Genomic DNA, 26,588 nt, shown 5'->3' on the forward strand with positions numbered 1-26,588 from the left:
CCTGAAATTGTCTAGCAGTCCCGCCGTCGGTAGATACGGATTGTCAGTGCGTACGAAAAAACAAATGCACCTACTGCAGCTGACAGTATCATGATTCCGACTGCAATCGTTTCCCGCGCTGTCAGAGGGGTCGGGATGCGTGCATTGATAAAGCTGCTAATCGCAACAATGATGCCAAAGCCCAAAAGCAAGCTGATAACCAACAGGGCTTCGCCTCTTTCCTCTCCTCCCGATGAGCAATACAGCGGAAAAAAGATTGCCCCCGCAAACAAGCTGACACCGATCCCGCCTACATACAGATTAAAGACATCGGTGGGTTTGTCAAATAGAAAGCCCCGAAATACCAGCGATAAACCAATACCGCTTCCGGCAAGCAACATTCCGAAAACGAGCCAGAGCAGCAGGCTCAGAAAGTAGCTTCTCACAATCTCAGCTCTCCTTACCGGCATCGACAGCTTATACTTGTCCCACTTAAAGCCCCGTTCTTTCAGGCTTCCCACAAGCGAGATGAGCGAAAATCCGACCATGCAAAACAGGGTAAACGAAATGAGTAGCATTTGATTTTTCATAACAATACCCAACGCACAGAGCAAAACCATAAGAGCTGTAATTGCCTTCGCATTGTCCAAGGTCGCGAAATAATTGTTCTTCAACAGTCCCTTCATATCCGTTCTCCCTTGATCAGCAGCAGCATAATCTCATCAATGGACACATGGTCAATCACAGCGTCCCTGTATTTTCTTTGTGCGGCTTTGCTGTCGGAAAGCAGCACATCAATCTGATAATCCCGTTTCAGATAGGCAATCATATCTTCCTGCTTCAGGGCTTGAAACTGCTTCTCACTGCAGCGCATCACACCATAGTTATAACGCAAATCATCTTTCAGTGCGGAGAGAATCAGTTTCCCGTTGTGAATAAATGTAATGTAATCGGCTATTTTTTCCAAATCACTTGTGATGTGAGATGACAGCAAAATAGAGTGCTGTTCATGCTGCACAAAATCCAGAAACACATCCAACATCTCATCCCGCATAATGGGATCCAGTCCGCTTGTTGCCTCGTCTAAAACAAGCAGCTGCGGATGATGCGATAAGGCAGCTGCAATCGACAATTTCATCGTCATTCCTCTGGAATACTGTTTGATTTTCTGCGTCGGCGTCAATTTGAACTTCTCAAGATAATGGCGAAACAGCGTCTTGTCCCAATGCCTGTAAACACCCGCCATAATATCCGACACTTGATTTGCATTCAGATAACTCGGAAAATTAGCCCCGTCATAAACGACCGCAATCCGTTCTCTGATATCTGTATCGGAATCCCGCATCTCTTTTCCGAATAATTTGATGCTGCCGCCGTATTGCGCAATCGTATTTAGAATACAGCCGATTGTGGTCGTCTTTCCGGCTCCGTTTTCTCCGACAAAGCCTAACACAGCGCCATACGGCAGAGAAAAACTGATGTCCTCCAGCCTAAAACTTGATCCCGGAAATGACTTGGAGACCCGTTGTAGCTCTAATATATTTTCCATATTATTCGTCCTCCAGATAGAACAGCGCCAATAGCTCTGTCAATTTTTCAAGCGAAATCCGGTTTGTTCGGCCGATTTCCGCGGCGATTTGCAAATGTTCTTCGGCGATGCGCTGCTGTTCTTCCTGATAGAACTCTTTGTTTTGTGCGGAAACAAAACTACCTCTGCCAACCGTGGTTTCTATAAAGCCATCTCTTTGCAGCTCCTCATACGCTCTCTGAACAGTAATGACACTCACATGAAGTGATTTTGCCAGCGCACGCATAGAGGGAATCGCATCTCCCGCCTTCAGCTCCCCGCTTATGATCATAGCTTTTACCTGTGTTGTGATCTGCTCATAGATCGGTTTTCCGGTATTGTTGCTGATCACAATGTCCAAACCGCGTCCCCCCTCGCCAAAGTGTACTTATTGTATATGTACATTATATCAGCTTGCCGAGTGTTTTCAATAGAATTTTTCTCTTCTAATTTGCATCTTTGACCGTTTTCTAAGCGCAGCGGAAGATGTAGGCATAAAGATAGCGCAATCCGACTCCATAAAGAAGTCGGATTGCGCTATCTCTTTCAAAACCAAGCGGCTCCGAAGCCGCGTCAAAGGCACACCGCAAAAACTCATCTTAATATCTTATTCGATATTCCGCACCACGCCCGAGAACAGCAACGAACCGTCCTCCGCGGTTACGAGGAAGAGGAAGGGGCGGTCGAAGGTAATGTCCAGAGGCTCGCTCATCTGCATTGCCGCTCCCGCCATGGCCAGCATGGTATAGGCCGCTCCGGTCACCCCCCGCTCATCCACCTCTACCATGGCAGCGTGTGTCGCGCGATTCAGGAAGAAATTGTTATTTGCTTCCGTGAGCGGTTTAAAGTTCGCCTTGCCGGCATCCATCGCGTCTGTAATGCCCATGGCTGCAAGCGTTTTCATGAGATCTGTCTCCTCGGAAACCTTGAATTTCGGCAAGGTCAGATTCACGCGGTACGAAGTCCAGTGAACGCTGTCCGTCGGCGGCAACGCGTCAAAGACAGCCGCATACTCCGTGAGTTCGTTGACCGCAACGCCCTCCTTCGGGAGGTAAAAATACATGTCGCCGCTGTCCTTAAGGGGCAAGCGCACCGCGGTAAATTTCTCCGCTTCCATGACGCCCATGGTGTCGGTTTGATGCATCATATCAACCGTCGCATCGCCCTTGGTGCCATGGAAGGTCTCCTTTGTGTTGCCCGCGGCATAAAACGCATCAACCCATGCCGCCTTATAGTAGATGGTCGTGACCAGCGCCAAAACCGTATCCGGCTCAAGCTTTAAGTTCTTGGTGTAGTCCGTCAAAAGTCCGCCGGTGTTTTGATCTGTCCACTTGCGGAGCGCCTCGTCCATCTCCGCCGAGCCCGGCTTTCCGCGAAACGAAGACGCATAGTAGATTTTCGCGAGCCTCTCCAGAGTTTCCTCGTTGTAGCTCACGGAATTGTTGAGCCAGAGCGAATCTGCGAGTAAGCTCTTGATGAGCGGCGTGTCAACATAGTTGCTCTCCCAAAGCGCCGTAATGCGACTCTGCAGAACTTCAATGTCCGACGCCTCAAGCACATTCAGAATCTGCTGTCTGGTCTCTCCGTCGGAGACCTCTGCGAGCATTCCGAGGGCAATATAAATATTGAGCGGGGAGCAGACGGTATTATCATCCGACTCATTCAAAAGCTTCGGCAGCAAGCTCCGATAATAGCCGCGTAGTTCTGTCTGGTACGGTTCAGACAGAGTAATCTTCTTTTGATAGAACTTGAGCCAGTCCTGATACTCCTGGCTTTCCGCAAACGTCTGCGCATTCTTCTCCTCCGCCGCCGGAACAGGGTAATTCGCCTCCACCGCCTTCAGCGCAGCTGTCGAAGTACAGCCCGAAAGTGCGGACACGGACAGTGCCAGCGCCGTCAGCGTTGCAAGACTCTTTTTCCGGAAATGTTTCATGACTTACCTCCTTATTCTGCCGGTGGGTTTTCGTCCGGTTCCGTCAGTTCTTTCGCTCGTTTTCTGAGCATCTCTTCCTTGAAACGCTCCGCTGTTTCTGTCAGTGCTTCGTCTAAGTACACGGTACCCGCGTAAAATTCCCGCAGTATCCTCCGGAGAAACGACTCATAGGCCGGAAGTTCAGGCAGCATTCGCTGTAAGCCCTCTTCCTTGGAAAGAAGCGCCCCGCTCCGCAAAAAGCAATGATAGCGGCAGAGGTTCATGACAGAATCTACCATATCCACAGGCGCATCGTGCTCATCGTAAGCGATACTCTCCATAAAGCTCTTGCGGGAGATGTCGGGAAAAAGCGCCGTAATCTCCGGCCCTTCGAGCACTATGCCCTTCTGCCTTACGTTATAGATATGGCTTGTGATATCCTCATCCCTGCGCGATTCTTCATCCCAATTCTCCCAACCCGCCTCGCGGACATATTCATCCCAAAAGGGCGAATAATGGCATTCCGTGACATAGGGATGCGAACCCGCGCGAAGCTCCTTCTCCGTAAGCACGGAGACTTCAATCCCCTTCGCAGGCCCCTCCTCACTGAGTGCTCGAATCTCCTCTACAAAGTGAAGGCGTTCGGCTGCAGTGAGACACTCCGAAACCACCGCGAGCGCATCCACATCGGAGCGCTCCCAATGAAAAGCATTCTGTGCCACCGAGCCGTGGATATAGATGCCGATTAGCTTAGCTCCCAGAATGCATCTCAGTTTATTTTGAAACCGGCGCAAAAACCGGGTGAGTTTTTCGTTCTGTTCCGGAATATGACTGCTCATACTTGTCCCTCTTTTGGCCTCGGAAGCCACAGTGTGATTCCTTGCCCGTTTTGGTAATACGCTCTGCGCTGCTTTGTTATGAACCCCGCTTTTTGAAATTCTTTCACCAAGGTATGCATATAAAATCCATGCGTGACAAGGATGCAGTCTTCTCCCGCGGCGCATACTTTTCCGACCATTTTTTTCGCTCGGCGCTCTGTGAGGCGCCTGGGCTCTGCTTGCCTCGGATAATTCAGAAACCACTGGATTCTCCCCATCAAATTCCAAAACCAGAGGGGCAGCCGTAATTCCGTATCAAAACTTGATCTAAGAGGAACCTCATCCAAGAGTTCCGTCTGTTTTAATTTCGCTTTACCAAAGAAGCAAAGCGCAGTGCTTTTGCTTCGCTCTAAGCGGCTGATGTAAACAGTGCCCACTGCCTCTTGAATAACTGACGGCTTTGCGGCTTCAATCGGAGCTCTGTCGTACTCTCGACACGCCCGGTCAAACTCTGCCGAACTGTAAAGGCTGCGCCAGTCATATTTTACTTTACAATGCCTGATCAGAATGACTTTTATATTGCTCCTCCTTGCCTTCCGACAAACATCCCTTGGAAGCGGACCGCAGTCTGTACTGCCGGGCTGTAGCCTCTAATACCGTAGCGCTTCGATATGGAGCTCTGTTGGATTTAAAACAGGTACAAATGAATTATCTCTCTTTTGGCTTCGAAAGCAAAGTAAGTTTCCGTTACGATTTGCTTAAACTTTGATTGCCTCTTTCACTTTTCACGCGAAAACTAATCATATCATCCAAGCGAATCTCTTCGATGTCACAGCGCTGATTGCCCCGCAGGAAGGAGACCAGGCCGTAGCGTTCCATGCCTTGCTTGAGAAACGCCATGAGCTTTGCACTTCTGCGCTGATATCCGTATGCCCGCAAAAGCGTCTTGAGCTTCACTCGGACATAGTCCTGTTTCCCATGGTACAAAATCACAATCCGCATGCGCTTTAGATAAAATTCCAGCTCATAAAACTCCATCTCAAACAGAGCTTGGTTTGTTCCGAGAAGAGACTGCTCGTTTTTATCGTTTATCCCTTGCAGTTCTTTTGTGATGAGCGGAAACTCCGACGCAAGCGCCGCTCTGTCGTGAAGATAAGCGCCGCAAAAATGGACGGCCAACATCCAGTTCTTAAGATTGTCCCGATAAATCTCCGGGAGCAGGTTCTTCTCGAAGGTCCATACAAGCCGCTCAAGCGCATAAGTATCTTTTATCGCCAGGCCTATGCTCTCCTCAATGCAGGCCATCTCAAGCGGGGTAAGGCAGACCTCCATCAGTGATCTCCCTTTGCCCCGTTACAAGTCCTGCACAGAACCTGTAGATTTTCCGGAACGCTTTTTCCGCCCTGATTCATGGGGACGATGTGGTCTACCTGTAAGTAAATGCGGTTTCGAAACTGTTTTCCGCAACAAGCACAGACATAGTTTCCGCCCTTCACTTTGGCTTTCGCAAAGGCCTGTTCACGCAGGGCCTTTTCGTATTCCGCACCTCCCGGGTATTTGCGCATCTCACTGAGCGGCATATCCTCAAAGCGGCGCTTCCCGTAACTGACATTTTTCGTCTCAAAGGTTTCCGGTTCCACGATTCTCTGAAGTTCTATATCAACTTGACGTCTAAAATAACTCTTCATCCCGAAGAACAGGCGCAGCAGATTTTCATCCCCTTGTTCCCAGAGTTCATTCAAATACTTCGTCTGCCCAAGATAATTCATGCCTGACTCAATGATGTGTCGCGCAATCTGCGCCACATCGAGCTTGCTGTGTTCAATCTCATCAAAGGTATAGAAGGCCGGTACTTCACTGTGCTGCGCATAATACATCAGAATGTGACGGATATCTTCCGGGTCGTACGAGGGAATCATATCACCGGTAAAGAAGCTCGCCCTGCACTGCTCTTCCATTTCATCAATGAGCTCGGCCGGCGGATACTCGTCATCGTTTCCGTAGGATTGGAATAAGTCCGGCAGTGCCTTCATCAGCCCCTGATACGCCTTCTTGGTGCTGTCATAGACCATCACCTGCCAGCTCAAATCCATACCTTCCTGTTCCTGATACGACATCATATACATGCCGATCGGAATCCGTTTGTTAAAAGGCACCCTCTCTATGGCTGTTGTATCGACGGAATCATCCATGATAGCAGCGAACTCCTGGATTTTCTTAATCGATATCATACGGATGGCTCTTGCCTCACGCTCTGCCTGTTTGTCGGTATCCTCACCGCCTGCAAGTAAACTCTCCGGATTGACCCAGGCGATGTGCTCATTCCAGTTGTCCACAAAGGATACGATGTGCGCCGTCGCGGTACCTCCGGCAGCCTCTCCGCGCAGCGCGCGCCCTATCATCTGTGTCATCAAAATGGTCGATACCGTGGGGCGTGTCAAAAAGACGGTCTTGGTCTGCGGGAGATCCACGCCCTCCGTCAGTATCATCACATTGACCAGAACCTTTAGCTTCCCCTCTTGATATGCCCGAATCTTCCGTTCATTGTCTTCCTGGTTAATGTTGGCTCCGGTCAACTCATCCCGAATCGCGGACACCACAAAATCAGCCGGAATCCCGGCCTTGTTAAAGAGTTTCGACAGCGTAATTGCCTGTACCACATTCACCGCAAAAACAAGGGTCTGCCCGTATTCGTCTTGATTTTTCTGATACGTATTTACAATCAGTTTGTTTCTCGCCGCGCTCTCCGCAATGGCTTTGCTCAACTCCTCAGGGAGTGTATCGAAATGCTGAATCTTCTCCAAATCATCAAGGCCTAGGTTTTGTCCGTAGGACTCATCAGTCAGACAGGTTGTAAAAATCGGTTTTGCGAGAATGCGACGCTTGATTAACTCCTTTAAATCAATTTTGTAGGCAATCCCCCTGTGCTCCGGCATGCCGTTCAGGTAAAGATTTCCCAACTGTCCCGCGCCCTCCTCACCCGTGCGGAACGGCGTTGCGGTCAAGCCGATTAATTTGAGATGTTTGACCTTCTTTTGAAGGTACTCAATCACCTTGCGATAGGTCTTTGCCGTGCTGTGATGCGCCTCGTCAATCACGAGGTACAATTCATCTTCCCCTTTCAGCCACGAATTCAAGGCAGGAAGATTTCGCCCTATGCTGTCCTTGCTCGCAATCAAGATATTGTCCTTCGCTGTGATATCAACCGCGCGGTCGTGAGCCACCGCCCCGGATATAATGCGATAGGTAAAAGAGCTCGTGTGCGGAATCGTTGTCGCATACGCATATTTTTGAAACGACTCCGCGGCCTGCTCAAGCAAGGTGTGGCGATGTGCCAGCCAGAGAATCTTTTTGTTGCGGTCAATCGCGTGCTTCAAGAGCCAAGTCGATGCCGTATAGGTCTTACCGCCTCCGGTCGGGAGTACAACCAAAGTACTGTACTTCTCTTCCGTATCCATGACAGTCAAATTCTCCATGGCCTGCTTCTGATGCTCATAAAGCTGCCTCGGATTCGTACCCTTGATCGGCGCTACCGTTCCGTATGCCTTGTTTTCCGCATAGCCTTTCATCTTTCATTCCCCTCTTATTCTCATCCGCATCGACAAACAAATCGTTCGGTGTTTTTTATAAAAAGCACTCTCCAACACCTGTATTTTAGCACAGGTTTGACAGCCGCTCTAGCAAGGGGCAAGGAGCAAGAAACACAAAAAAGTCGCAGACCACGTCATTCAAAGTCTGCGACTAAACACTCATGCACTAACAACTACTGTCCTTCTCAACCCTCTCTACGATTCTTCAATCTCTGTCGAACATCGGAAGCTCCGTACAGAACATTCGTTACCGTGACAACATCCGCTTCGATGACATAGCAGACCAAAAAGTTATCTACCACCATCCTGCAGATCCCCATAGAGTATTCCGGTTCGGTGTGAAAACACCCAAAACGTTCGGGAAATTGGTCAAGCGTGAGGATGGCTTCCGCAATTCAATCGTACTGCCTCATTGCGTTCTCCGGCGCTCTAAACTGAACAGCGATATACGTATACAGCTCCTCCATGTCTCCGACTACTTGATCTGTAATCCGGACTGTATATCGCTTCATTTTCTGTGACTATCCCGAAACTTTGAAAATGTACTTGCGGCATCCTGCACCTTTCCGCTCCGGTAATCCTCATAACCTCTCCGTAGTTTTTCGCGAATTTCTTCTTCGCTCATCCCACGTGCATCTATGCCGGCGGGCACAGCGGGTAAACTCACTGCGAAAGGAAGACCGCCCGTAAGCACTATCTGATTTAAAAACAGATCCACTGCCGTTGACATCGGAAGACCTAATTGTCCGAGGATTGCCTCCGCATCCGCTTTCAATGTCGGATTGACCCTCAAGTTTAATGTCGCTGTTTTTTCCATGACAATTACCTCCTTATAAGATTGTAACGCCGTTTGCGTTACAATTCAACACAGATTGCCCTCTTCAACACTTCTTTCTTGATATAAGCTTCATGTCCTCGCCTTGGAATTTTCCTTCCCTTCTGTCGATGATGAAGTAATTCTTGAGCTCCGGTCACTCAATCAAAAGTTCTCCAAAGCCTGTCATGATTCCGATGTAAAGACCATACGTCTATATGACAGCCGCTTTCACGGCGTTTTTGTTGCCTTATCCAATAACACCTTTTTAAAACGCTTCATTGAGACACTTGAAAGCCATGTGGCGCGAATTGAAAACATGTACTATATCGCAGATGCCAGCAAAAGTCGTTCTCCCAAACAGCATGAGGAGCTGATCTCCGCCCTGCAAAAACACGACCTTGCGGCTGCCTGTGCTGTCGTGCGTAAGAACTGGGTCAACACTCTGATCTGTTGACCGTAAAAAAGAGCGGAATGCCTTAAGAAAACAAGGCGCTCCGTTCTTTTTTCTTTATTCTCTTGCGCGCAACGCCTCACAGTCAAGCTCCAGCACACCTGCACAAAATGAAATTTTCTCAAACCTAAACTCCGGAAACATCTGCTTCAGTTCGTCCACAACAAAGTAGATCTCTTCTTCATCCCAGGCATCGCCCACCTCCCTTCGACACTGCTCCAGCTTCTCCCGGTCCTCAAACATCACATCGCCGATTAAAAGCTGCCCGCCCGGGTTCAGCAGCTTGCGGAGGGCTTGCAAAAGCAGAAGCTTCTGCTCATCACCTAGATGATGTAGCGAGTAGGTCGCTATGATAAAGTCATAGCGTTCTCTGAGGAGCGGTTCTGCCAGCCCCTCTGCAAAGTCCCCCTGATAGAGCCTCGCCTCCGGCATCTTTTGCGCGGCAAGTTCGATCATATGCTCCGAAAAGTCCTGCCCATAAACGGTACAGCCCTTTTCATACAGCTTGGCCGTCAACCTTCCGCTTCCAAAGCCAAGGTCCAGAACAACAGCTTTCGGCTTTCGCATAATACTTTGATAGATGTTTCCGAGCACTGCTCTGTATCCGGCAAAGGGATAGGTGTTTTTTTCCTCGGAAATCCCCACAAACTTATCATAGTCTTCTGCCCAGAGATCAAAGCCCTTTTGATCCAACATAATTGCCCCTCACTTCGCATACCTTCTACAGACAAATTTCTCGATATTCGATCTGAATATCGGCCTGACGCTTACATTCAATCGGGCCGATTTTTCCATGTCATCTCTAGGTATATTGTAACGCCGTTCGCGCTGCCAATCAACGAACAAGAGCCCCGTTCGGAATCATTTTCCGAACGGGCCCTCTGTAAGGATCAATCGCGGTCTATATCATATACGATGATGCCTCCGGAGTAGGCATCATCGTATAATCATACTCTGTGTTTCCTACATAGAACTCGATCTCGTACACGCCTCTGCCGTCATCGTCATCGAGCTTCGCCTTGGAGAAGGATACCGAGGATGCCGAGACACCCGCGTGTCCCAGCGCAATCGACTTTGCACGATCCACACCGATAAAACCTCTTGCGGCCTCGGTTGCCGCCGCAGTCGGCGCTGCGGTCGCTGCGAGCTTGGTCTCCGGCACCGCGTGCTCGTTCACTTCCACGCTCTTATCCATGATGGCACCCGTGAGCGCATTGATCTCGTAGTCATACTCGTGGGTTGCGGTGTAGAAATCCAGGTCATAGTTCGGCACGCCGTCATCGTTTTCCGTATCCAGCTTCTCGGCGCTGATAGTAACTTCCGCCTCCATAAGTCCCGCGTCCTCAAGGGCAATCTTTCTCGCGTCCTTCTGCGTGATTGCCGCGGTGATGCCGGTCTTGCTTCCGCCCGCGCCAATCAGCTCAATCTTCTTCTTGACTACACTTCCGTCCGAAGCCTGAATCCAATAGCCGTACTCCGTTCCGTTCGCGGTGAACTCCACATCGTAGATGAAGTGGCCCTGCTCAAAATCGAACTCGGTGCGCACATTTTCTGCCGCGACCGGATCGACGCCCGCATCCGCAAAGGCTGTTCCGGTACCTACCGCAGTCAGAATGGCAAGTGAACAGAGCACGGTAAAAGCTGTCTTCATTCTATCCACGGAAGATTACGCCTTGATTCGTGTTTCAAATTATCTTCCTCCGCAAGGCCGAGGCCGTTATCTTTTACCTTTATTACAATCTGTTCTCCCGTTTCGTTCAAGGAAACCCAAATCCGACCGTTTTCGTCTCAGTCTTCATTCTCTCGGACATAGAGCGGCGGCTCTGTCCGCACACCGTCCGCAAATCCCGCACGCCGCAGGGTCACAAAATCCATGTAGCAGACGCGGTGCAAAAGATGGCGGCAGGCATTGTAAATCTCCTGAAAATACGCGCGGCAATTCTCCTCCGGCACATCCAGAATGATGAGATAGGACTGGGTTCCGTCCTCGTCGCTCTTTAGGAGCAAATCCAGCATGGCAATTTCCCGCCGCGATTTTGCATAGGCAAGCAGCGCGCTCTTTAAAGCCGTCACCTCTTCGTTTTCCGCCGGGTAGCCGAGCATCATCTTGCTATCCCGCTCGACGGTCTTACTCTGCATCTTGGCCTCCCCGAACTCACTCTGATACCCCGGAGAATTTTGAATGCTGCGGATGATGTCGGGCGAGACATAGAATAATTGCGGCCCGTAGGGGTTAATCACAAAGCCCTCGTTTTCCCGGAGCATCCCGACAAGCTGCGGAAAGTGGAGAACCATGGTCTCCCGCTTCCACCCGTTTGCCCCCTGCGCTTCCATCTGTCGTATGGCGTCCCAATCCGTATAGACCGGCAAGGCTTCCTCACCCTCATCCAGGGTGACGCGGGCAATGCCGAACTGCATGCCCTTTTTCAATGTCACCGTGCCGCTCCCCTCGGGCAGGCTTCCGTCCGTTCGCACTGCGAGCAGATAGTGGCTTCGCACCAGCTCACGGAAAAAGAGATTTAGAAAATCCCCTTCCTGCTGAAAGCGAAAAACGACCCGCGTGAGCCCAAGGAGATAGGGGTTTTCAATCGGCCGGTTCACATCGACCTCAATCTGATAGGGAATATTCGTAATCAGAGCGTAGGTCCAATCAAGGGATAAGCCCTCTTTTCCCGAAAAGAAGAGCTTCGTGTTTGCACCGCCTCCCTGCATCTCCTCTAAGACAGGGTGGGAGATGTTGCCGTCGCGGTGTAAAATCGTGACCCGCTCACCGACCGTAGCCTCGCCGAAGAGCTCTCCCTCGGCATAAAACCGCTCCCCGGCGTCCGGCACAACTCGCTCCGCCATCAGCGTGAAGCGAACGGGCGCCTTTTGCTGTTTTTCCGATCCGTCCGGCTCCTTTTTGCCGCCGAAGAAATTCTTCAGTGAATCAAACATTTCGTGCTTCCTCCCCGCTTCCGTATATCTTGACGGTCAGCAACAGTTTCTCTGCCAATCGTACCGCCTCATCACAGTGTTCCCTTTCAAGCAGAAACAAGCCGTGCGTCTCGCTGAACATGTCGAGCTCCGCGAGGCAGTCATCGTTCCACTGTGCACTCAGTTCCCGGCACCAGCCTTCTATATCACCGGGCGCCTCGTGCAGACCGTCTTCCCGGATTGCAAGCTTCCGCGCCTTGCAGAGTTCCCCGACCAACGCGAGGAAACTCTCCTTGTCGCACTTCCACTCAAGTTCAACCGCTTTTCTTTGCTCCAACATCTCCTCGTAAAGCGCATTCCGCGCTTCTTCCGCCGCTTCGATGCTGTCAGGCCTCTGCTTTTTTAAAAAGCGCTTTGTTCGCTCGCTGTCACCGAGCAAAAGCAGAGCGAGTTTTCGAAAGTCCGCCTGAATCGCCTTACCGTCTACACGCTGTACCTCGATATATCTGCTTGCTTCCGGGAGCTTTAAGCGGCTCACAAAGTTCCGCAAAATCCGCACTGCCTCCGGATAGCCGAGTGCCGGAATCATATAGGATTTGCCATCCACATCCAGATATAAGTCGACACCGTCCTTTTTCTTGTTGACAATCGCCTTCATCCGCGTGCAACCCTGAATTGCCTGCGGCGGGGTCAGTTCCATATATGGAATATATCCGTCCTGCATCGCTTTCAGCGTGTTATCAATTCCGATTATATTAAAACCGTTCCGGTTATAGTTCGGCTCCTTCATATGCCAGTCTTCGTAGTTTTGAAAGAGAACCCGCTGCATCCAGCTGTTAAAACTCCTGTCCCTCATTGTTTCCCGCTCCTTACGGACGTATCACCTGCCGTATCTCTTCTGCCCGCAGCACTTCTTTTCGGCGGCGGAATTCCTCGTAGCGAAGACCACGACCGTCCAGTTCCATCTCTCCCACCTGATTGTCGTAAGGGTCGGCGCGGAATTCCGGCTCCGGGAAACCCGTCTCTCCAAGTATACGCGCATTTGCCGCCATGCGCCACGGGTCCACGTTGCCGAAGTAGAAGCGGTGCAAGAGCTCGTCTCCGCGCTTCCAAGCGGAACCCCCGTAGGATAAATCCGCAGCCCGCCAACCGAAATCCGCGCTGTAAAAACGCACCCAGTCGTGGGCGCCGATAAACTTAGGCTCTGTCTTTAGCCCGCTCTCCCAGCGCGCCGGGATTCCGACCGCCTCGCAGAGCGATAGGAACAAGAGCGCCTGAATGCCGCAGTCGCCAACGCGGTCCGTCGCGCAGCGCTCCGCCATCCTGTCCAGGCAAAAATAAGAGGGCATGAAGCTGTAGCGCACCTTCTTTGTGATGAAGTCATAGAAGCACTTTGCCTTGACAAGGGGCTCCGTCGCCCCCGCGGTTAGCTCATCCGCAAGGCTCCTGAGGTACGCGCTCGGCGGAAACAAGGCGCTGTTTCGGCCGTTCGCTACAGACACCTCCATTCCGCTCGCCATACGATTTTCGTTGTCTCCCGCCCGATTTTCGTTACCTTCCGTCTTGCTTTCAAAGCGGTATTCCGAGATGCTTTGGGTCCCGCTCTCCTCTCTCTGTTCTATTCCTTGCTCCGCATGGACGCCCGTCTCCGCTAAGTCTTTGTATTCCGTTTTGTTTTCACTCGTATTTTTGCCCACAGCCTGCATTCTCTCCGCAAATCCGTAGACATCGCGATAGCTCTCGGTATGCAGGAAACGGTAGCGAAGCGTGAAAGGATGGTTTTCGCGTAGCCTTTCCTCCCAGAAGACCACGCGCTGCTCTGCCGCTTCCGCGCCGAGCAGTCCCCCGGCGCTCATCTCTTCGACCGCAATCTCACTCTGCTCTTCCGTAACACGCGGCAGAGGAAGGTAAGCCCGAACAAGAGCCCCTTCCCGGAAAACTGCCTCCTTCAATTCCAGTTCCGCGCGCACCGCGAGGCGCACAGAGAGTTCTCCCTGCGCCCGCATTTTTTCCGCGCTCTCGCTAAGCAACTTGCGGTCACTGCCGGGAACATGATGCCCTTGCTTCTCCGCCGCTACGGCAAAGAAGGGATCGGTTTTACAGAGCGAGTCAAAGAAGCGGCCGAAATAGCGCGGCTCACCGTCCAGATAGCGCCAAAATATTCTGCCGTCCGTGCGCAAGGAATCAAAGTCCGCCTCCGAAAAATTCGGAACATAGCGCCGCACAAGTTCCAGCGCTTCCGCCCTTGTATAGGGATATTCCGCGGGCAAACGGCGGAGTATTTCCAGCTCCGCGCGGAAGCGCTGCCGCTCCTCCGGGAGACAGTCTCCCGTTTCCAGCAAATGCTGCAAATACGCCTCTGCCTCTTTTAAATTTCCGCGCTCCTTCATCTGCTGCACCGGAGAAGGAAGCGGCAGGTACATGCTTTCAAAGATGCTCTTTCCCATTGCACTCTCCTTTAAGTCAACGGCAAAGGGATGCCCGCAGTGCGGGCATCCCAAGTTAGATAAGCTGTCACAAAGACTCTGCTGTTATAAAAACAGCCGCAACAAGACTCCCATACCGAGTCCGCAGAAGTTCCCGATTGCCGCGCCGAGCACGCCCATCAGGACACCGATGCCCGCATAGGAAGCGTCATAGGCAGATGCCACGATGGGTGCGGAGGCGGAACCGCCGATGTTTGCAAGCGATGCCGTCGATACCATGCAGAGATCCCAGTGGAAGACCTTCGAGAGCAGGTACATGAGCACCACATGGATGACCAGGATGAAAAGTCCGTATACCACCCACATGGGCGCCGCGAGCAGATCGGATACCGATGCGGTCGATGCGAGCAGCGAGACCACCACATAGAGGTATACATTCGAGAGCTCTTCGACCGCCGGGAGCTTGCCGAGCGAAGTACCCGCACAGATGAGTCCCAGGATACTGACAAAGACCGTCGTCAGGGTTCCCTTGTCAAACATACCGAGCCCCACACCTGCGAGTGCCGCATTGCAGCTCTTTCCGACCATCTGGGAGAGAGCCGAAACCATGAGCGAAAGACCGATCAGGAAAATCCAGTCCGCGCTGGTCGCAACCTTCTTCTCCTTTGCGACCTCTGCATTCGCACTCTCTGCAATGGCCTGCAGTGTAGACGTGTCCGCCTTGACCGAAGTGTTCCAGCGCCCCGCGTACTTGACCGCGAGCAGGAGGAGCGCTATCCAGACCGAGTAGCAAACGGTATCCAAAGCGAGCGCACAGCTGTATGCGCCCGCATCGACCGGAAGTGCCGCCTGCATGGCCGCCATGTTAGCGGAACCGCCGACCCAGGAAGCATAGAGCGCTGCAACCGCACCCCAGGTATCCGTGCCGAGCGTGCCCTTAAAAATCGGGTAGCCGATCAGGAAGCCGACCGCCAGTGTCAGCGAGCAGCCGAGGAAGATTGCCACCATGCGCCCGCCGAGCTTTGAGAGCTTCTTAAAGTCGCAGCGAAGCAGCATGACAAAAATCATCGCGTAGAGAATGTTGTTTTTGAGCGCCGAATACGTGTTTGAGCAGGCCTCGGAATTGTAGAGTCCCATGGTGCAAAAGACCATGTTCAGCACATAAATCCAGACCAGCGGCGGAACGATGTTAAAAATCTTCGCCTTGGTCTTTTTCTCCAGGAACAGCAGCATCCCGGCAAGGAAAATAAGAAACGCAATGTAGGTAAACCCGTTGGTGATCATCTCTTTATCCCCCATCTTTTATTGTTTGATGCTCAATCCAGGTAACGCAAGCCATCCACGCCGCGGATGCCCATGCCGGCCTCATCCGAAACCGTGATTAACTTCTCTTCAAAACGCGCACCGCCCAGTATCGGATCCTCGCTGCAGAGCACCGGACCATCCAAGTCGATGCGGGTAAAGACTTTCTTGGCGCAGGCGAGCTCAACCGCCGCATTCACCGAGATCTTCGCCTCCAGCATGCAACCAATCATGCACTCCACACCGTAAATCTCTGCCGCAGCCGCAATCTTCAGCGCGTTGTAGATGCCGCCGCACTTCATAAGTTTAATGTTGATTAAATCTGCCGCCCGCTGTTCCAGTACCCGCATCGCATCGCGCGGGGAGAACACGCTCTCATCCGCCAGTACGGGCACGTAGCTATGCTCGGTCACATATTTGAGCCCCTCGATATCGTGCGCCTTGACCGGTTGCTCGACAAATTCAAGCTTGAGTCCCTGCTCCTGCATCTCATTTAAGATACGCACCGCCTGCTTTGGCTCCCAGGCCTGATTTGCGTCAATGCGGAGGCGAATGTCAGCGCCGGCGACCTGACGTACTGCCCGGAGCCGCGCCACATCCAGCGTCGGGTCCGCGCCGACCTTAACTTTCAGGCAGTCATACCCGCGCGCAATCGCCGTTGCGGCATCCCGCGCCATCTCCTCCGGCTCGTTTACGCTGATGGTGATATCCGTCACCAGCTGTTTCCGTGCGCCGCCGAGAAGTTTGTAGACCGGAAGCTTATAAAGCTGCCCGTAGAGATCCCAGAGCGCCATATCCGCCGCGGCCTTCGCACTGCTGTTTCCGTGTACGCAGGACTGAACAAGCTGCATCAAATCCTCAAACGCATCGATATCTTTGCCGAGAAGGTTGGGGATGATGTGATCCTTCAGCGCCCCGATGATGGCGCCCGTCGTGTGCCCGGTCACCGCGCCCGTCGGCGGTGCCTCGCCGTAGCCCACCGCTCCCGTGTCGGTGTGAATCTCGAGAATGATATCCTCGACACTTGTCACCGTGCGAAGCGCTGTCTTAAAAGGCACCCGCAACGGCACCGAGATGCTGCCGAGCCGAATCTCCGTGATTTTCATGCCTCTCCTCCTTCTCCCCCAGCGCCATGCACGGGTCTCGGCTTTCGTGACCTTCCTTTGCTTTCACGCTAACACGACCCGATTTACGCTTTGAGTTTTGAATTATTATACAATGAACTCCTTTTTACGGCAATCGTTTTATACACTTTGACGGGTGCTTTTAGACAAAAAATCACTTTGACAGCAGGAAAAACCGGCCCGCAAATCCGTGTAAAATCGGACCTGCGGACCGGTATATCGTTCGTTTTCCCGGGTTTCGCCGCCTTACTACTGTACCTCTCTCCCGCGCGCAAGAAGCTCTGTCGGCAAATTGGGAGAAGCTTCTCTGCACCACTCCGCTACGCCGGTTTTCGGACTGTATTCGTAGGCAAGCCCTGCCTGCAAAAGTTTTCTTCCCGTCGCGAAGACCTCACAGTCCGCTGTCAGACGCCAGAGAGGCGAAAGGTCTTCGAGGCTGTCGCAGTTTTCGAGCCTTACGTATCTCAGTTGACGAAGACCGTCGAGCGGAACGAGCGACCGCAACTTGGCGCAGTAATCCAGGCGTAACGACTCTAAGTTTCTAAGCTCCGTGAGAAACGAGAAATCCGTCCAGGAGGAATTGTTTTTCACGCGAAGCTCCCGAAGCGAGGAAAGTGCTTCCAGTCCGGCAGGGCTGTTCGGCCGGTTGCCGTATACATAGAGGTAAGTGAGTTGCAGTTTGCCGATGCAAGCAAAAGACTCCAGTGTGGTTCCGCTCAGCGAAAGTACCTTAAGCCGCGTGAGCTTAGAAAGGCAAGCGCCGCTTTTTTTACTTAATCTGCCGGAAAGGCTAAGTTCCTCCAGCGTATCCGCATATTCCGGGAGCGCTGTGAGATCCGCTTCCGTGAGACCGAGGCTAAGCAATCGTTTCAGCGCTTTTAAGCCCGAAAGTCCCTCACCGAAGCAGCCTGAGACCGCTTCGCTAACCCGCTGCAATTCCGGAAGATCTACAAGCTGCCCCGGCTCTGTCGCACAAAATTCGATTTCCGGGCGAAGGCGAAAAAAGTCATTGAGCTTCTCCAAATCCGCCTCTCCCGGCCGATAGCCGCCCCAGGGACGGATCAGCCGTATTTTGTCATCCGACAATAGATCCGCCATATCTTCCGCCGTGAGCGGCGCTTCAAACTGGGCTGTGTCACCGTTGATTTTCTCAATCATGGTTGTCACGACTCTCTTCCGTAAGCCGTTTTTATATCCGTCTCATGTGCCGGTATCGCGGCAATTGCTGCCTCCAATGCCCTCACGATCTCGTCAAGCGGCATGGATTTGACACCCGGCTTATCTGCGGTCTGCTCCGGGATATAGGGCACATGAATGAAACCGGCCTTGGCACGGCTGTTTTTTTGATTCAGATGATACAAGACGCCGTACATCAAGTGGTTACAAACATAGGTCCCCGCGGTGTTCGAGAGCGCCGAGGGCAGTCCCGCCTTCCGTATGGCTTCCGCCATTGCCTTCACCGGCAGGGTCGCAAAATAGGCATTCTCTCCGTCCGCGAAAATCGGGACATCAATCGGCTGCTGTCCCGCGTTGTCCGGGATTCGCGCATCGTCCACGTTGATGGCAACGCGCTCCGGCGTGACTGCCGCTCTGCCGCCCGCCTGCCCAACCGATAGCACAAAGTCGGGCTGCTCACGCTCTATCGCTTCCTGAACCAGCCGGATGGACTCGCCGAATACCGTCGGGACCTCCAACTTCACGATTTCCAAGCCTGCGATTCCATTCGGAAGGCGCTTCACCGCCTCCAGCGCCGGGTTGATTGTCTCGCCGTCAAACGGCGTAAAACCTGTCAGCAACAACTTCATATCAAACCTCCTGTACACGTTTGGGGTAGAAACGCTCCGAAGAGACACTCTGCTTCGCCTTTACCGATAATAAATGAGCAGCACAGCCTTGGCATCCTTCTTTCCGCTATTTCTATAGGAATGCGCGCCGGAGGCATCAAAGCAGATGGCATCGTCCTTCTTGAGAAAATATTCCTCACCGCCGGTTTCCAGAACCAACTCTCCTTTCAGCAGCATCAGATACTCAAAGCTGTTCGCGGAATGCCCGATGGATGCGTGCTCGCAGCCCGGCTCCACCTCAATCTGATACAGTTCAAAGTTTCGATCTGCGGTCTTCGCATAATAGTTGAAGATATGGTACTTGTCCTCCGAAAGTGCGGAAATCTCCTTTTTCCGAATTTGAACCGCAGCCTTTTCCGGCATTTCCAAGAGCGCGGAATACGGCAACTGCAGTGCTCCCGTAATCTTCCATATCGTATTGATGGTGGGGTTTGCCTCTCCCTTTTCAATCTGCGAGAGAACCACCTTGCTGACGCCTGCCATGTTGGCAAGCTGCCCCAAGGTCAGGTTCTTTTCGTTTCTCAAGCGTTTCAGATTGTACGCAATGATTTCTCCGGCTTCCATGGCAGTCTCCGCAAGCGAAAATTATAATTTACACCTTGTGTGTTTTAGCGTTCGGTGGTATTCTTTCCCCGTTCATTTTATCTTACATTTTGTTTGTTTTGGTTTCAAGGAGGGCTTGATGAAACAAAAAGCCTTGAAAGCTGCCTTTCCCTACACACTTCCCATCTTTGCCGGTTTCTGGTTCCTGGCGCTTGCCTACGGCATCCTCATGAACGTGAACGGCTTCTCCTTTGTATACCCCATGTTCGAACCCGCAAGTCTCCGAGATGGCAGACCTGCGGGTTCTTTTTTGATTCTTTTTCAATTCTCTTTCGGTTCCGATTCGAGTACTGTTTCAAAGCTTAATTGAGTTTCCAAATGAAGTAGCCAAAGGGCGGCATTTGATATCCGTCGTGGAGGGCTACCTGCTCTCCGCGCAAAAGATCCGTCGCCGCGCTAATATCCGCCCCGTTAAAGTGCGCGTGATACGCTTTGTCCTCGGCGTTTAAACCGATCCAAATTCGCTCTCCCTCAAACTCCCGTTCAAATACCAGCTGACGGTTCGTGAGCACAATGCTCTTATAATCGCCGTGCGTGAGCGCCTTGTTGCTCTTATGAATCTCCGCAAAGGAGGCAATGGCATCCGTGAGCTCGTTCCACTCGGGCGCAGCGAGTTCCGGGCGGAGCGCATCGTCACTGCCATGGCCTTTTTCACCCAAGATGCCCCACTCGCTGCCGTAGTAAATGCAGGGGATGCCCGGCATGCCGAAAAGCAGGCAGTAGAGGAGGGGCAGATGTCGCTTCTCCTTTAGGATACTCGCCACGCGGGTCACATCGTGATTATCCGCAAAGCTGAGCAGATGCTCGCCCTGATAGATGGCATGACCTTCTTTTCCGAATTGACGGTTCAGCGCGTAGTTGATTTCAAAGAGGTTCAGGTCGTTAAAGCTCGAATACAGTCCCTTATAGCACTCGTAGTTCGTGCAGCTATGCAGCATCTCGGGATTTACAATGCGCTTATAGTCGCCGAACAGAATCTCACCGAGCAGGAAGAAGTCCGGCTTCACGGAATCGCAGAACGCGCGAAGCTTTCGCATAAAGTTCGGATTCAGACAGTAGGCCACATCCAGGCGCAGGCCGTCAATCTGAAATTCCTCAATCCAGGCTTTGATGCAGGAGAAGAGATACTCCGTCACCTGCGGATTATCAAGATTTAACTTGACCAGTTCAAAGTGTCCTTCCCAGCCTTCATACCAGAAGCTGTCGTTATAATTGGAATTCCCGTCAAAGTGAATGTAAAACCAGTCCTTATATTGAGACTGCTCCCGCTTTTGAAGCACATCTTGAAAAGCCCAGAAGCCGCGCCCCACATGATTAAAGACACCGTCCAGAACCACATGAATCCCGTTCTCTTTGAGTGCCTTGCAGACTTCCGCAAAATCCGCATTGCTGCCGAGGCGGCAATCAATCTTCGTATAGTCCCGCGTATCGTAGCCGTGACGGTCGGATTCAAACACCGGCGAAAAATAGACCGCATCCACATGCAGGCGCTTTAAATGCGGAATCCACTCCGTCACCTTCCGAATCCGGGGCACAAGCACACCGTTGTTCTCCTTCGGCGCACCGCAAAAACCCAGGGGATAAATCTGATAAAACACACTCTCCGTTGACCACATATTGACTCTCCTTAACACTGTAATGCCATTTTCCCGATTCCGCTCCGCAAAACTGTAGGCACCGTTTCCGATGCGGCGAAAAGCAATCGGGTTCGCAAACTTCTATATCTACACCCCTTTGCAAAACTCCGATAGCGGAGAAAGATCACAACTCAGGGCGTATGTACCTGTAACGCGAGTATACGCGGCGCAAGCTTCGGGGCTTCCGAAAATCCCTCGGTCGCCAATTCTCCGGCCGCTTCATGGCGAGATTCTCACGCGATACAGCTCACTTGCGATAACAATCGATTGGTTCTCCGGATTTTGTTTTCCAGGCATCCCAACCGTTGCAAGAAGCCCCCATGATAAATTCACCACAGGCAGAAGGAGATGTCAGTTCAATATCTTCCATCAATTTCCCATCTTCCACCTTAGCCCGGTTCCTTTTTTCATCGACAGACGGCGCCAGTCCGATTCCTGTTTCCGTCGCAATATCACTTCCTCTCAAAAGCGTAAATGTACCGTTCTTTACCCTCATCTCGCCTCGCAACAAGGTATTTCCGAGCCTTTTGATTTTCCTTGCAAAATAGTAGATACCCTCCGGTATTTTTGCCCTATCGCTTACCCGATAGCCGCATTCAAACTCTTCAAGGTCTTTTTCTGCCTCGGCTTCTTCGGAATTGGTAATCAAATCAAGTCCAAGAATATCCAGCATCTTATATACTTCGACAAGGTAATCGTCACAATTCTCCACATCGTCTGTGTTTGCCGTACCGGAGCTTGTCGTAAGCGTCGTATTGTGGTACAAATTCAGCTCGTTGATTCTGTGATTTAAGACGTCTTCCAAATACTGAATGGTACCGTCATTAAAAAATGTGCGCTCCTTAAACTGTGTCAAAATATAGCAGGCGGACCAGTTCTCATATTTATCGTCGTGCGCAGTGGGGCGATTTGCAAGACCATTTTTTGACTTTCCCACATAGAGCACGTCTTTCCCTCGTGTGTTTTTCCCGAATAAAATGTACACGATGAATAGATTCGGTATCACAAATCCCGGCTTCACTGCTTTTAGATTGGTATACGGAATCTTATATACCAGAATCGTGCTATTCGGTTTTGTCATCTCAACCGCGCCGTCGTTGTACTTGATGATATATCTGCTCGCCATGCTCAACACTCCTCTTATCAGCTTTCTATCACTATATCATGCCAAACGAAGGATACAACAAAAATGCGCCTCTGTGATTCACGGAGACGCATCCCTTATGTCCATTTATTCCGACCATTCGATCATCGAGTGCCAGCGCCTTCTCGCTTATGCTTTCGCCAAGGCATCATTCCTTGCAAGCAGATAGACGCAATATTGATTCATGCTAATTCCTTCCGCTCTCGAATGCTCTGCCAAGGATTTGTGCAGACTCTTCGGGAGACGGAGCTTAAATTGCCCCGAGTAATCGTCTAATTCACCGGGTTCCGATATCGGTATGCCATCCTCGAGGGCGGCACTTAGCCATTCGCGCTTTGCATCGAGCGCATTCGATACGACATGCTCAACGCTATCCCCAACGGTAATGCAACCCGGCAGTTCCGGATAGCGCGCCACATATCCGCCTTCATCCAAATCAGGCACAATCTCCAACTTATAGGGAAGATTCATATAGTATTCAAGACTCTTCATATGGTGCATCCCCCAGAACAACATCTCTTACCATTTCAACATACACTCTCTTAATCGGTTCATCTTCGGGATGGTAATCGGATTACTTCCCGGTTTCCTAAATGTGTAATGACTGCTTCCTCTTTTCGGTGCCTTCATGACATAGCCGTAACTTTCGAGTACTCTTCGCAATTCGTCAAAACGCAAGTCCTTCGACAATGTCAGAATCCTTCTCAGAAGCTTTTCCCACTTTGACATCTTTTGCCCCTGTCCTTATTTTATATGGTGTCGTATTTGGTGTCAACATTTCCGATTCGCTCAAATCTTTCAACTCAAATCTTTCAATCCGTATACACCGTATCCCCCTTCTCTCTCCTTCCCTTTCCACCCGCTCAAACGAAACATCCCCTTCTACAAAATACAGTCGATTACCCGTCTCATTTAAATGCGTAATCAGAATCGAAAGCTTGGTATCGCGGGCGCTTGAGAACATTTGAACCGAGTCTTTATCCCGCTCCACAGGCGCAAAAAAGGCCTCCATACTCTCATGCCGCGCATAGCGGAGTGTTCCCTGCCATTCGTTCGGCTGATTGGTGAGATCCTCTCCGACACCGGGGAGCTTGTCACGCTCTGTCTCACTGGGCAGCGGTCCCTCTCCGTGGCGCGTCACATAGCTTCGCGTCACATAAATTGCCTCATCCAGGGTGAGACCTCGCTTTTCGAGGAATTGCGCCGGGTTATGCATCCCTGTTTTTGAGGAGGTCAAATGCGGCGCATAGACTTCATAGTCCTCGTCTAAAAGAAGGCCCTGTCCGCTCTCAAAAATGAGATGCTCAAATTGCGAAAGCCAATCCCGGTTTGCATCCACCAAAGTCAGAAGACCTATGTTCGCCTTCACTTCCGCGACGTAATTTTGAAGCACTGTGTCATTTTCCAACAGTTCAAAGTACGGGTTCTCGCGATCTATGCCGAGCTCCGCCGCTCTTTTTCTCGTGTAGCGTGTCCGCAGCTCACGCAATCGCAGTAAGAGCTCTGTCTCACTCCATGCGGCGACTTCCTCTACGCTGAGCCCGTACCCAGCGCGGTTTCGCTGCACGCATTCATCGATGCCCATGCCGCAGGAACCGTGCCGCGCATCGCCGCGAGCGGCTTCCGCACCCATGTTAAGAAGCACATCGTCTATGGTGGTAGCGCGCGCTGTTTTCTCGGAATAGAGCAAGGGTACAAAGCCGACAACCTGCGTAAAGTCTGCGACTTCCTTCCCGAGTTGATAGAGATCCGGCATAAAGTGTTCCGCAAACAGCGTCGGTGCCCCGTACTCTGCCCCGGCACCGATCTGGTGGTGTACAAAGCGCCAAGCAGCCTCCGCATCTTCCACGGTGTGCCCGGCCTGCGCGCCGCCGTTGTGTTTAATAATCAGCGGCTTCCCGAGAACGCGAGAGAGGCTTGCTGTCGCAAGCCCCTTTCCCTCATCTCCGAAATTTTTTCCGATGACCGCAATGCTTCTCATAACTGAATGTCGGCGTCCGCCTGCAGCGAGAGCTGCGCAAGCGCCGCGCTGATGACCGGCCGGTTCAGCTCATCCCAACGCGCCAGAACATCCTCCCTCGCCTCGCCCTTTTGGAGCTGAATGGTGCTGATGATGATTTCCGGCAGGCAGGCAATGCTCTCGCGATCCAGCACCATGCAGTGCCCCGGCAGTAGTTCCGCATTCCCCTTGTTTTCGTGCCCTATCATAATATGGAACACATGGAAGGACTCCTCAACTTCCTTTAAAAGGCTCTCCCTCGTCACTTCCCCCGGAAGCGCATCCCCGATAACGCGCTCTACCGTAGCTCCCACGGACTCGCTGCGAATCTCCGCATTATCCCCTATGGTAAACAAAAAGCCCTTCTGCTTTCTCTTCCGAATCGCATCAATGTTGGTGTGTCTCGCCAAAAACTCCCAGAGGCAGGTGGGAACCACCTCTCCGCTTCCGCCGTTTTCAAAATAGAGTTCCAAGAGCTGCTCCGCAATTCGGATGTCCGATTCAAACTGCGTAACCTGCAGCGGAGACTTATCCTGAAAATCACCGTAGGCCGCGCACATGAGCGCCGGATCTTCAACCGCGCCGGTGGAGTAGAGCTTGGTAATCAACTCATTCAGGGCGCCGGTCGCAAGCTCCACCGCGAGATAGCCCATCGAAGCCGTCACATCCAGACCGACCACAATCGGCGTGGTATTCGGGTGTTCCTCCGAGTCAAAGCACTCCCGCGTGCCGATAAACTTAGGATCCATCTTCGGGTTGCATTCTGTTCTCTTAAAGACCTCTCCGACGCTCTGCCCGTTGGAGAGTTTTCTGCTGTTCTTCAGTTTCTGCCAATCCGCCGCCGAATAACTTCCGTACCCCATAATTTCCTCCTGACTCAATCCATTTTTGTAAAACGATGGCCGCCAAAGCCATCCTCAATCACCTTGTCCCAAGCCGCAAAGTCCGCGTAAGCATCCGCTGCGGGTTCCGAGGTAAGAAATAATTCCAGCTCCCGCGGGTGATGCATATCTTCCGCAACCGACTTCGCCGCCTCCCGGAGATCCCGCAAATCCCGCTTGCTCTCTTTTTTCTTTACATCTCGCCAATCGCCAAAGAGCATACCCTCATGCGTTATCGGGTTGATAAAAAGACTCGCCGCCGTGATGTTCCCGTGCTCCAGTTCCGAATACTCGAGGGCGCAGCAGATATTCTCCATGCGGGAGATGACCCAGGCCAAATGTTCCGATGCAAACGGCGCAAATACCTCCGCCGGGTAGAAATACGGCTTCCGCGTATAGATGAGGCCAAGCTTCCCCTCGTCCAGGTAGAGTTTGCTCTTCAACTGCGGAAAACAGCGGACCAGTTTCACATCCGCCGCGGGAAAGGCGAGCTGGGATAGCCCCCGCAAAAAGGCATTTGCCCCTTCCTCACGATCGAATACATAAACCACTGTTTCCCGGCAGAGGTAGCACACAAGCTCGGGATAGGAATAGTGGTCCATATAGGAAAGCGTCAGCGTTTTCCCGTTCTGCATGCGATAACTTGCACTGCCGTTCTCTTCCCAAAGTGTGTCTCCGCTGTAGTCCTGCTCCTTCGCATCCGCCTTGGCCTTATAGTAGGACAGCAGCTTCTTCCGGAATTCCGTATTCCCTTTTAATTCGGCATCCGACAAAAAGGCTCTTGCCCCGCAATACGAACAACGAAAGCCGCCGGCACTGCCGAGCTCCAGCTGCGCGCCGCACTGTTTACAGATATATTGAATCATGGTCCTCTCCTGACAGGGGTTGGCAATTTGTTTTTATCAAGCCCTATTGTACCCCATTGCTTTTCAGGATGCTACGCTTACCGCAAGGCTTCAAAGGGTAATAAAAACCGCAGCAAATGTGAAAATACATTTGCTGCGGTGCAGTTCACGGCGTACATTCAATTCTCTGAGGTACCTTCATCAGCTATTTCGTCAAAAGAATGATAGCGCTTATAAGCTGCGAATCCAGGCTTCCAACACATCAAAGCTGTAATCCCCCTTCAAAGCAATGCCGTCCCTTAGCACAGCGCCCTTACACTCTTTTCGATAGCGCTCCGGCATATCCCCGAAACCGCCGCCTCCGTGGGTGCAAAAGGGAATTACGGTCTTTCCGCTCAGATTAACAGCCCGAAGGAAAGACAACACCGGCGGTGCAAAGGTATGCAGCCAGTTCGGCGAACCTATAAAAATCAACTCTGCATCTCCAACAGGCTCTGCCCCTTCTTGAAGCGGCGGGCAGTATCCTCTCTCAATCTCTCCCCTTACTTCTTTCACAGCTGTATTGTAAGAATATGAATACGGCTTTTGAGGCTTCAGCTCTCGCAATTCTCCGTCTGTCAGTAAGGCAATATCTTCCGCCAATTTTCTAGTGATACCGGAATAGGAATAATACACAACCAGTGTTTTCAAAAGAGTATCTCCTCCGTTTCCCAAAACAGTCTCGCCATAGGCA

Annotated in this window: 28 protein-coding genes and 1 pseudogene; 2 read left to right on the top strand and 27 right to left on the bottom strand. The window is 51.8% G+C overall.

The annotated features are described in order from the left end of the window. Window positions 1-11: 11 nt before the first annotated feature. The 9 genes from ACO4XG_RS01010 to ACO4XG_RS01050 form a co-directional block, all read right to left on the bottom strand. A complete protein-coding gene (locus tag ACO4XG_RS01010; RefSeq protein WP_308508826.1) occupies window positions 12-665 on the bottom strand; it encodes an ABC-2 transporter permease in 654 nt (217 codons plus the stop codon). Next, window positions 662-1,528, bottom strand: coding sequence for an ABC transporter ATP-binding protein (locus tag ACO4XG_RS01015; protein ID WP_308508825.1), 867 nt, complete (start codon window positions 1,526-1,528; stop codon window positions 662-664). The genes ACO4XG_RS01010 and ACO4XG_RS01015 overlap by 4 nt, the downstream gene beginning before the upstream one ends. A 1-nt stretch (window position 1,529) precedes the next feature. Then, window positions 1,530-1,907 carry a GntR family transcriptional regulator gene (locus ACO4XG_RS01020; RefSeq protein ID WP_308508824.1) on the bottom strand — a complete coding sequence of 126 codons (378 nt, stop codon included), beginning with the start codon at window positions 1,905-1,907 and terminating at the stop codon, window positions 1,530-1,532. A gap of 246 nt (window positions 1,908-2,153) precedes the next feature. After that, window positions 2,154-3,479: a serpin family protein gene (locus ACO4XG_RS01025; RefSeq protein ID WP_308508823.1), complete on the bottom strand. Its 1,326-nt coding sequence runs from the start codon at window positions 3,477-3,479 to the stop codon at window positions 2,154-2,156. A gap of 11 nt (window positions 3,480-3,490) precedes the next feature. Continuing rightward, window positions 3,491-4,297: an aminoglycoside adenylyltransferase domain-containing protein gene (locus ACO4XG_RS01030; RefSeq protein WP_308508822.1), complete on the bottom strand. Its 807-nt coding sequence runs from the start codon at window positions 4,295-4,297 to the stop codon at window positions 3,491-3,493. Further along, window positions 4,294-4,854, bottom strand: a complete 561-nt coding sequence (locus ACO4XG_RS01035) for a histidine phosphatase family protein (RefSeq protein ID WP_485129631.1) — start codon at window positions 4,852-4,854, stop codon at window positions 4,294-4,296. Before ACO4XG_RS01035 ends, ACO4XG_RS01030 begins: the two co-directional genes overlap by 4 nt. A gap of 169 nt (window positions 4,855-5,023) precedes the next feature. Further along, window positions 5,024-5,608 (bottom strand): hypothetical protein, encoded by a 585-nt coding sequence (locus ACO4XG_RS01040; RefSeq protein WP_308508821.1) that lies wholly within the window; start codon window positions 5,606-5,608, stop codon window positions 5,024-5,026. Further along, the gene (locus ACO4XG_RS01045; protein WP_308508820.1) at window positions 5,608-7,845 is read right to left on the bottom strand and encodes a DEAD/DEAH box helicase family protein; all 2,238 of its coding nucleotides are present in this window, start codon (window positions 7,843-7,845) and stop codon (window positions 5,608-5,610) included. The genes ACO4XG_RS01040 and ACO4XG_RS01045 overlap by 1 nt, the downstream gene beginning before the upstream one ends. A 529-nt stretch (window positions 7,846-8,374) precedes the next feature. Further along, window positions 8,375-8,683, bottom strand: coding sequence for a type II toxin-antitoxin system RelB/DinJ family antitoxin (locus ACO4XG_RS01050; protein WP_009533344.1), 309 nt, complete (start codon window positions 8,681-8,683; stop codon window positions 8,375-8,377). 103 nt (window positions 8,684-8,786) lie between these two features. Between ACO4XG_RS01050 and ACO4XG_RS01055 the strand changes: the two genes are divergently transcribed. Beyond that, window positions 8,787-9,137, top strand: coding sequence for an FCD domain-containing protein (locus tag ACO4XG_RS01055; RefSeq protein ID WP_308508819.1), 351 nt, complete (start codon window positions 8,787-8,789; stop codon window positions 9,135-9,137). 54 nt (window positions 9,138-9,191) lie between these two features. On the opposite strand, the gene ACO4XG_RS01060 is transcribed toward ACO4XG_RS01055, so the two are convergent. From ACO4XG_RS01060 to ACO4XG_RS01105, 10 genes are all read right to left on the bottom strand, one after another. Continuing rightward, the gene (locus ACO4XG_RS01060) at window positions 9,192-9,830 is read right to left on the bottom strand and encodes a methyltransferase domain-containing protein (RefSeq protein ID WP_308508818.1); all 639 of its coding nucleotides are present in this window, start codon (window positions 9,828-9,830) and stop codon (window positions 9,192-9,194) included. Window positions 9,831-10,035: 205 nt separating this feature from the next. Beyond that, on the bottom strand, window positions 10,036-10,785 hold the full coding sequence (locus tag ACO4XG_RS01065) for a PepSY domain-containing protein (protein WP_308508904.1): 750 nt from the start codon (window positions 10,783-10,785) through the stop codon (window positions 10,036-10,038). A gap of 137 nt (window positions 10,786-10,922) precedes the next feature. Continuing rightward, the gene (locus tag ACO4XG_RS01070) at window positions 10,923-12,071 is read right to left on the bottom strand and encodes an SseB family protein (protein WP_308508817.1); all 1,149 of its coding nucleotides are present in this window, start codon (window positions 12,069-12,071) and stop codon (window positions 10,923-10,925) included. Beyond that, the gene (locus tag ACO4XG_RS01075) at window positions 12,064-12,906 is read right to left on the bottom strand and encodes a DUF6630 family protein (RefSeq protein ID WP_308508816.1); all 843 of its coding nucleotides are present in this window, start codon (window positions 12,904-12,906) and stop codon (window positions 12,064-12,066) included. The genes ACO4XG_RS01070 and ACO4XG_RS01075 overlap by 8 nt, the downstream gene beginning before the upstream one ends. A 13-nt stretch (window positions 12,907-12,919) precedes the next feature. Next, window positions 12,920-14,497, bottom strand: coding sequence for a transglutaminase-like domain-containing protein (locus ACO4XG_RS01080; protein WP_308508815.1), 1,578 nt, complete (start codon window positions 14,495-14,497; stop codon window positions 12,920-12,922). Between the two features lie 84 nt (window positions 14,498-14,581). Next, window positions 14,582-15,760: a DUF819 family protein gene (locus tag ACO4XG_RS01085; RefSeq protein ID WP_308508814.1), complete on the bottom strand. Its 1,179-nt coding sequence runs from the start codon at window positions 15,758-15,760 to the stop codon at window positions 14,582-14,584. A gap of 32 nt (window positions 15,761-15,792) precedes the next feature. Further along, entirely contained in the window at window positions 15,793-16,884 is a 1,092-nt protein-coding gene (locus ACO4XG_RS01090; protein ID WP_308508813.1) for a dipeptide epimerase, read from the bottom strand. A 267-nt stretch (window positions 16,885-17,151) separates the two neighbouring features. Further along, window positions 17,152-18,060, bottom strand: a complete 909-nt coding sequence (locus ACO4XG_RS01095; RefSeq protein ID WP_485129630.1) for a leucine-rich repeat domain-containing protein — start codon at window positions 18,058-18,060, stop codon at window positions 17,152-17,154. 5 nt (window positions 18,061-18,065) lie between these two features. Further along, window positions 18,066-18,707 carry a pyroglutamyl-peptidase I gene (gene pcp / locus ACO4XG_RS01100; RefSeq protein ID WP_308508811.1) on the bottom strand — a complete coding sequence of 214 codons (642 nt, stop codon included), beginning with the start codon at window positions 18,705-18,707 and terminating at the stop codon, window positions 18,066-18,068. Window positions 18,708-18,767: 60 nt separating this feature from the next. Next, complete coding sequence (locus tag ACO4XG_RS01105; protein WP_308508810.1) at window positions 18,768-19,310, bottom strand: helix-turn-helix domain-containing protein; 543 nt, start codon at window positions 19,308-19,310, stop codon at window positions 18,768-18,770. 118 nt (window positions 19,311-19,428) lie between these two features. Here ACO4XG_RS01105 and ACO4XG_RS01110 point away from each other — a divergent pair, with 118 nt between their 5' ends. Continuing rightward, window positions 19,429-19,659: a hypothetical protein gene (locus tag ACO4XG_RS01110; RefSeq protein ID WP_330670142.1), complete on the top strand. Its 231-nt coding sequence runs from the start codon at window positions 19,429-19,431 to the stop codon at window positions 19,657-19,659. On the opposite strand, the gene ACO4XG_RS01115 is transcribed toward ACO4XG_RS01110, so the two are convergent. The 8 genes and pseudogenes from ACO4XG_RS01115 to ACO4XG_RS01150 all read right to left on the bottom strand — a co-directional run bounded on the left by ACO4XG_RS01115 (window position 19,652) and on the right by ACO4XG_RS01150 (window position 26,530). Further along, entirely contained in the window at window positions 19,652-20,965 is a 1,314-nt protein-coding gene (locus ACO4XG_RS01115) for an alpha-amylase family glycosyl hydrolase (RefSeq protein WP_308508809.1), read from the bottom strand. The genes ACO4XG_RS01110 and ACO4XG_RS01115 overlap by 8 nt on opposite strands. Before the next feature lie 268 nt (window positions 20,966-21,233). After that, window positions 21,234-22,112 (bottom strand): DUF4357 domain-containing protein, encoded by an 879-nt coding sequence (locus ACO4XG_RS01120; RefSeq protein WP_308508808.1) that lies wholly within the window; start codon window positions 22,110-22,112, stop codon window positions 21,234-21,236. 147 nt (window positions 22,113-22,259) lie between these two features. Further along, window positions 22,260-22,622: a toxin-antitoxin system HicB family antitoxin gene (locus ACO4XG_RS01125; RefSeq protein ID WP_308508807.1), complete on the bottom strand. Its 363-nt coding sequence runs from the start codon at window positions 22,620-22,622 to the stop codon at window positions 22,260-22,262. Further along, window positions 22,609-22,859 (bottom strand): annotated as a pseudogene (locus ACO4XG_RS01130) (toxin HicA). The gene ACO4XG_RS01125 and the pseudogene ACO4XG_RS01130 overlap by 14 nt, the downstream one beginning before the upstream one ends. Then, window positions 22,798-24,111 (bottom strand): adenylosuccinate synthetase, encoded by a 1,314-nt coding sequence (locus tag ACO4XG_RS01135; protein ID WP_308508806.1) that lies wholly within the window; start codon window positions 24,109-24,111, stop codon window positions 22,798-22,800. The pseudogene ACO4XG_RS01130 and the gene ACO4XG_RS01135 overlap by 62 nt, the downstream one beginning before the upstream one ends. Further along, window positions 24,108-24,992 (bottom strand): hypothetical protein, encoded by an 885-nt coding sequence (locus ACO4XG_RS01140; protein ID WP_308508805.1) that lies wholly within the window; start codon window positions 24,990-24,992, stop codon window positions 24,108-24,110. Before ACO4XG_RS01140 ends, ACO4XG_RS01135 begins: the two co-directional genes overlap by 4 nt. Before the next feature lie 14 nt (window positions 24,993-25,006). Further along, window positions 25,007-25,876 carry a TFIIB-type zinc ribbon-containing protein gene (locus ACO4XG_RS01145; RefSeq protein WP_308508804.1) on the bottom strand — a complete coding sequence of 290 codons (870 nt, stop codon included), beginning with the start codon at window positions 25,874-25,876 and terminating at the stop codon, window positions 25,007-25,009. Between the two features lie 210 nt (window positions 25,877-26,086). Next, window positions 26,087-26,530 carry a flavodoxin gene (locus ACO4XG_RS01150; protein WP_330670022.1) on the bottom strand — a complete coding sequence of 148 codons (444 nt, stop codon included), beginning with the start codon at window positions 26,528-26,530 and terminating at the stop codon, window positions 26,087-26,089. Between the last annotated feature and the right edge of the window lie 58 nt (window positions 26,531-26,588).

The organism is Stomatobaculum sp., from assembly GCF_057248925.1.

Coding starts and splice junctions, on each gene's coding strand:
- ACO4XG_RS01125 (WP_308508807.1), bottom strand. CDS start 22,622: ATGAAGAGTCTTGAATACTATATGAATCTTCCCTATAAGTTGGAGATT.
- ACO4XG_RS01045 (WP_308508820.1), bottom strand. CDS start 7,845: ATGAAAGGCTATGCGGAAAACAAGGCATACGGAACGGTAGCGCCGATC.
- ACO4XG_RS01070 (WP_308508817.1), bottom strand. CDS start 12,071: ATGTTTGATTCACTGAAGAATTTCTTCGGCGGCAAAAAGGAGCCGGAC.
- ACO4XG_RS01145 (WP_308508804.1), bottom strand. CDS start 25,876: ATGATTCAATATATCTGTAAACAGTGCGGCGCGCAGCTGGAGCTCGGC.
- ACO4XG_RS01065 (WP_308508904.1), bottom strand. CDS start 10,785: ATGAAGACAGCTTTTACCGTGCTCTGTTCACTTGCCATTCTGACTGCG.
- ACO4XG_RS01135 (WP_308508806.1), bottom strand. CDS start 24,111: ATGAGAAGCATTGCGGTCATCGGAAAAAATTTCGGAGATGAGGGAAAG.
- ACO4XG_RS01075 (WP_308508816.1), bottom strand. CDS start 12,906: ATGAGGGACAGGAGTTTTAACAGCTGGATGCAGCGGGTTCTCTTTCAA.
- ACO4XG_RS01050 (WP_009533344.1), bottom strand. CDS start 8,683: ATGGAAAAAACAGCGACATTAAACTTGAGGGTCAATCCGACATTGAAA.
- ACO4XG_RS01105 (WP_308508810.1), bottom strand. CDS start 19,310: ATGGAAGCCGGAGAAATCATTGCGTACAATCTGAAACGCTTGAGAAAC.
- ACO4XG_RS01120 (WP_308508808.1), bottom strand. CDS start 22,112: ATGGCGAGCAGATATATCATCAAGTACAACGACGGCGCGGTTGAGATG.
- ACO4XG_RS01095 (WP_485129630.1), bottom strand. CDS start 18,060: ATGATTGAGAAAATCAACGGTGACACAGCCCAGTTTGAAGCGCCGCTC.
- ACO4XG_RS01115 (WP_308508809.1), bottom strand. CDS start 20,965: ATGTGGTCAACGGAGAGTGTGTTTTATCAGATTTATCCCCTGGGTTTT.
- ACO4XG_RS01010 (WP_308508826.1), bottom strand. CDS start 665: ATGAAGGGACTGTTGAAGAACAATTATTTCGCGACCTTGGACAATGCG.
- pcp (WP_308508811.1), bottom strand. CDS start 18,707: ATGAAGTTGTTGCTGACAGGTTTTACGCCGTTTGACGGCGAGACAATC.
- ACO4XG_RS01080 (WP_308508815.1), bottom strand. CDS start 14,497: ATGGGAAAGAGCATCTTTGAAAGCATGTACCTGCCGCTTCCTTCTCCG.
- ACO4XG_RS01090 (WP_308508813.1), bottom strand. CDS start 16,884: ATGAAAATCACGGAGATTCGGCTCGGCAGCATCTCGGTGCCGTTGCGG.
- ACO4XG_RS01025 (WP_308508823.1), bottom strand. CDS start 3,479: ATGAAACATTTCCGGAAAAAGAGTCTTGCAACGCTGACGGCGCTGGCA.
- ACO4XG_RS01110 (WP_330670142.1), top strand. CDS start 19,429: ATGAAACAAAAAGCCTTGAAAGCTGCCTTTCCCTACACACTTCCCATC.
- ACO4XG_RS01040 (WP_308508821.1), bottom strand. CDS start 5,608: ATGGAGGTCTGCCTTACCCCGCTTGAGATGGCCTGCATTGAGGAGAGC.
- ACO4XG_RS01140 (WP_308508805.1), bottom strand. CDS start 24,992: ATGGGGTACGGAAGTTATTCGGCGGCGGATTGGCAGAAACTGAAGAAC.
- ACO4XG_RS01030 (WP_308508822.1), bottom strand. CDS start 4,297: ATGAGCAGTCATATTCCGGAACAGAACGAAAAACTCACCCGGTTTTTG.
- ACO4XG_RS01060 (WP_308508818.1), bottom strand. CDS start 9,830: ATGTTGGATCAAAAGGGCTTTGATCTCTGGGCAGAAGACTATGATAAG.
- ACO4XG_RS01085 (WP_308508814.1), bottom strand. CDS start 15,760: ATGATCACCAACGGGTTTACCTACATTGCGTTTCTTATTTTCCTTGCC.
- ACO4XG_RS01015 (WP_308508825.1), bottom strand. CDS start 1,528: ATGGAAAATATATTAGAGCTACAACGGGTCTCCAAGTCATTTCCGGGA.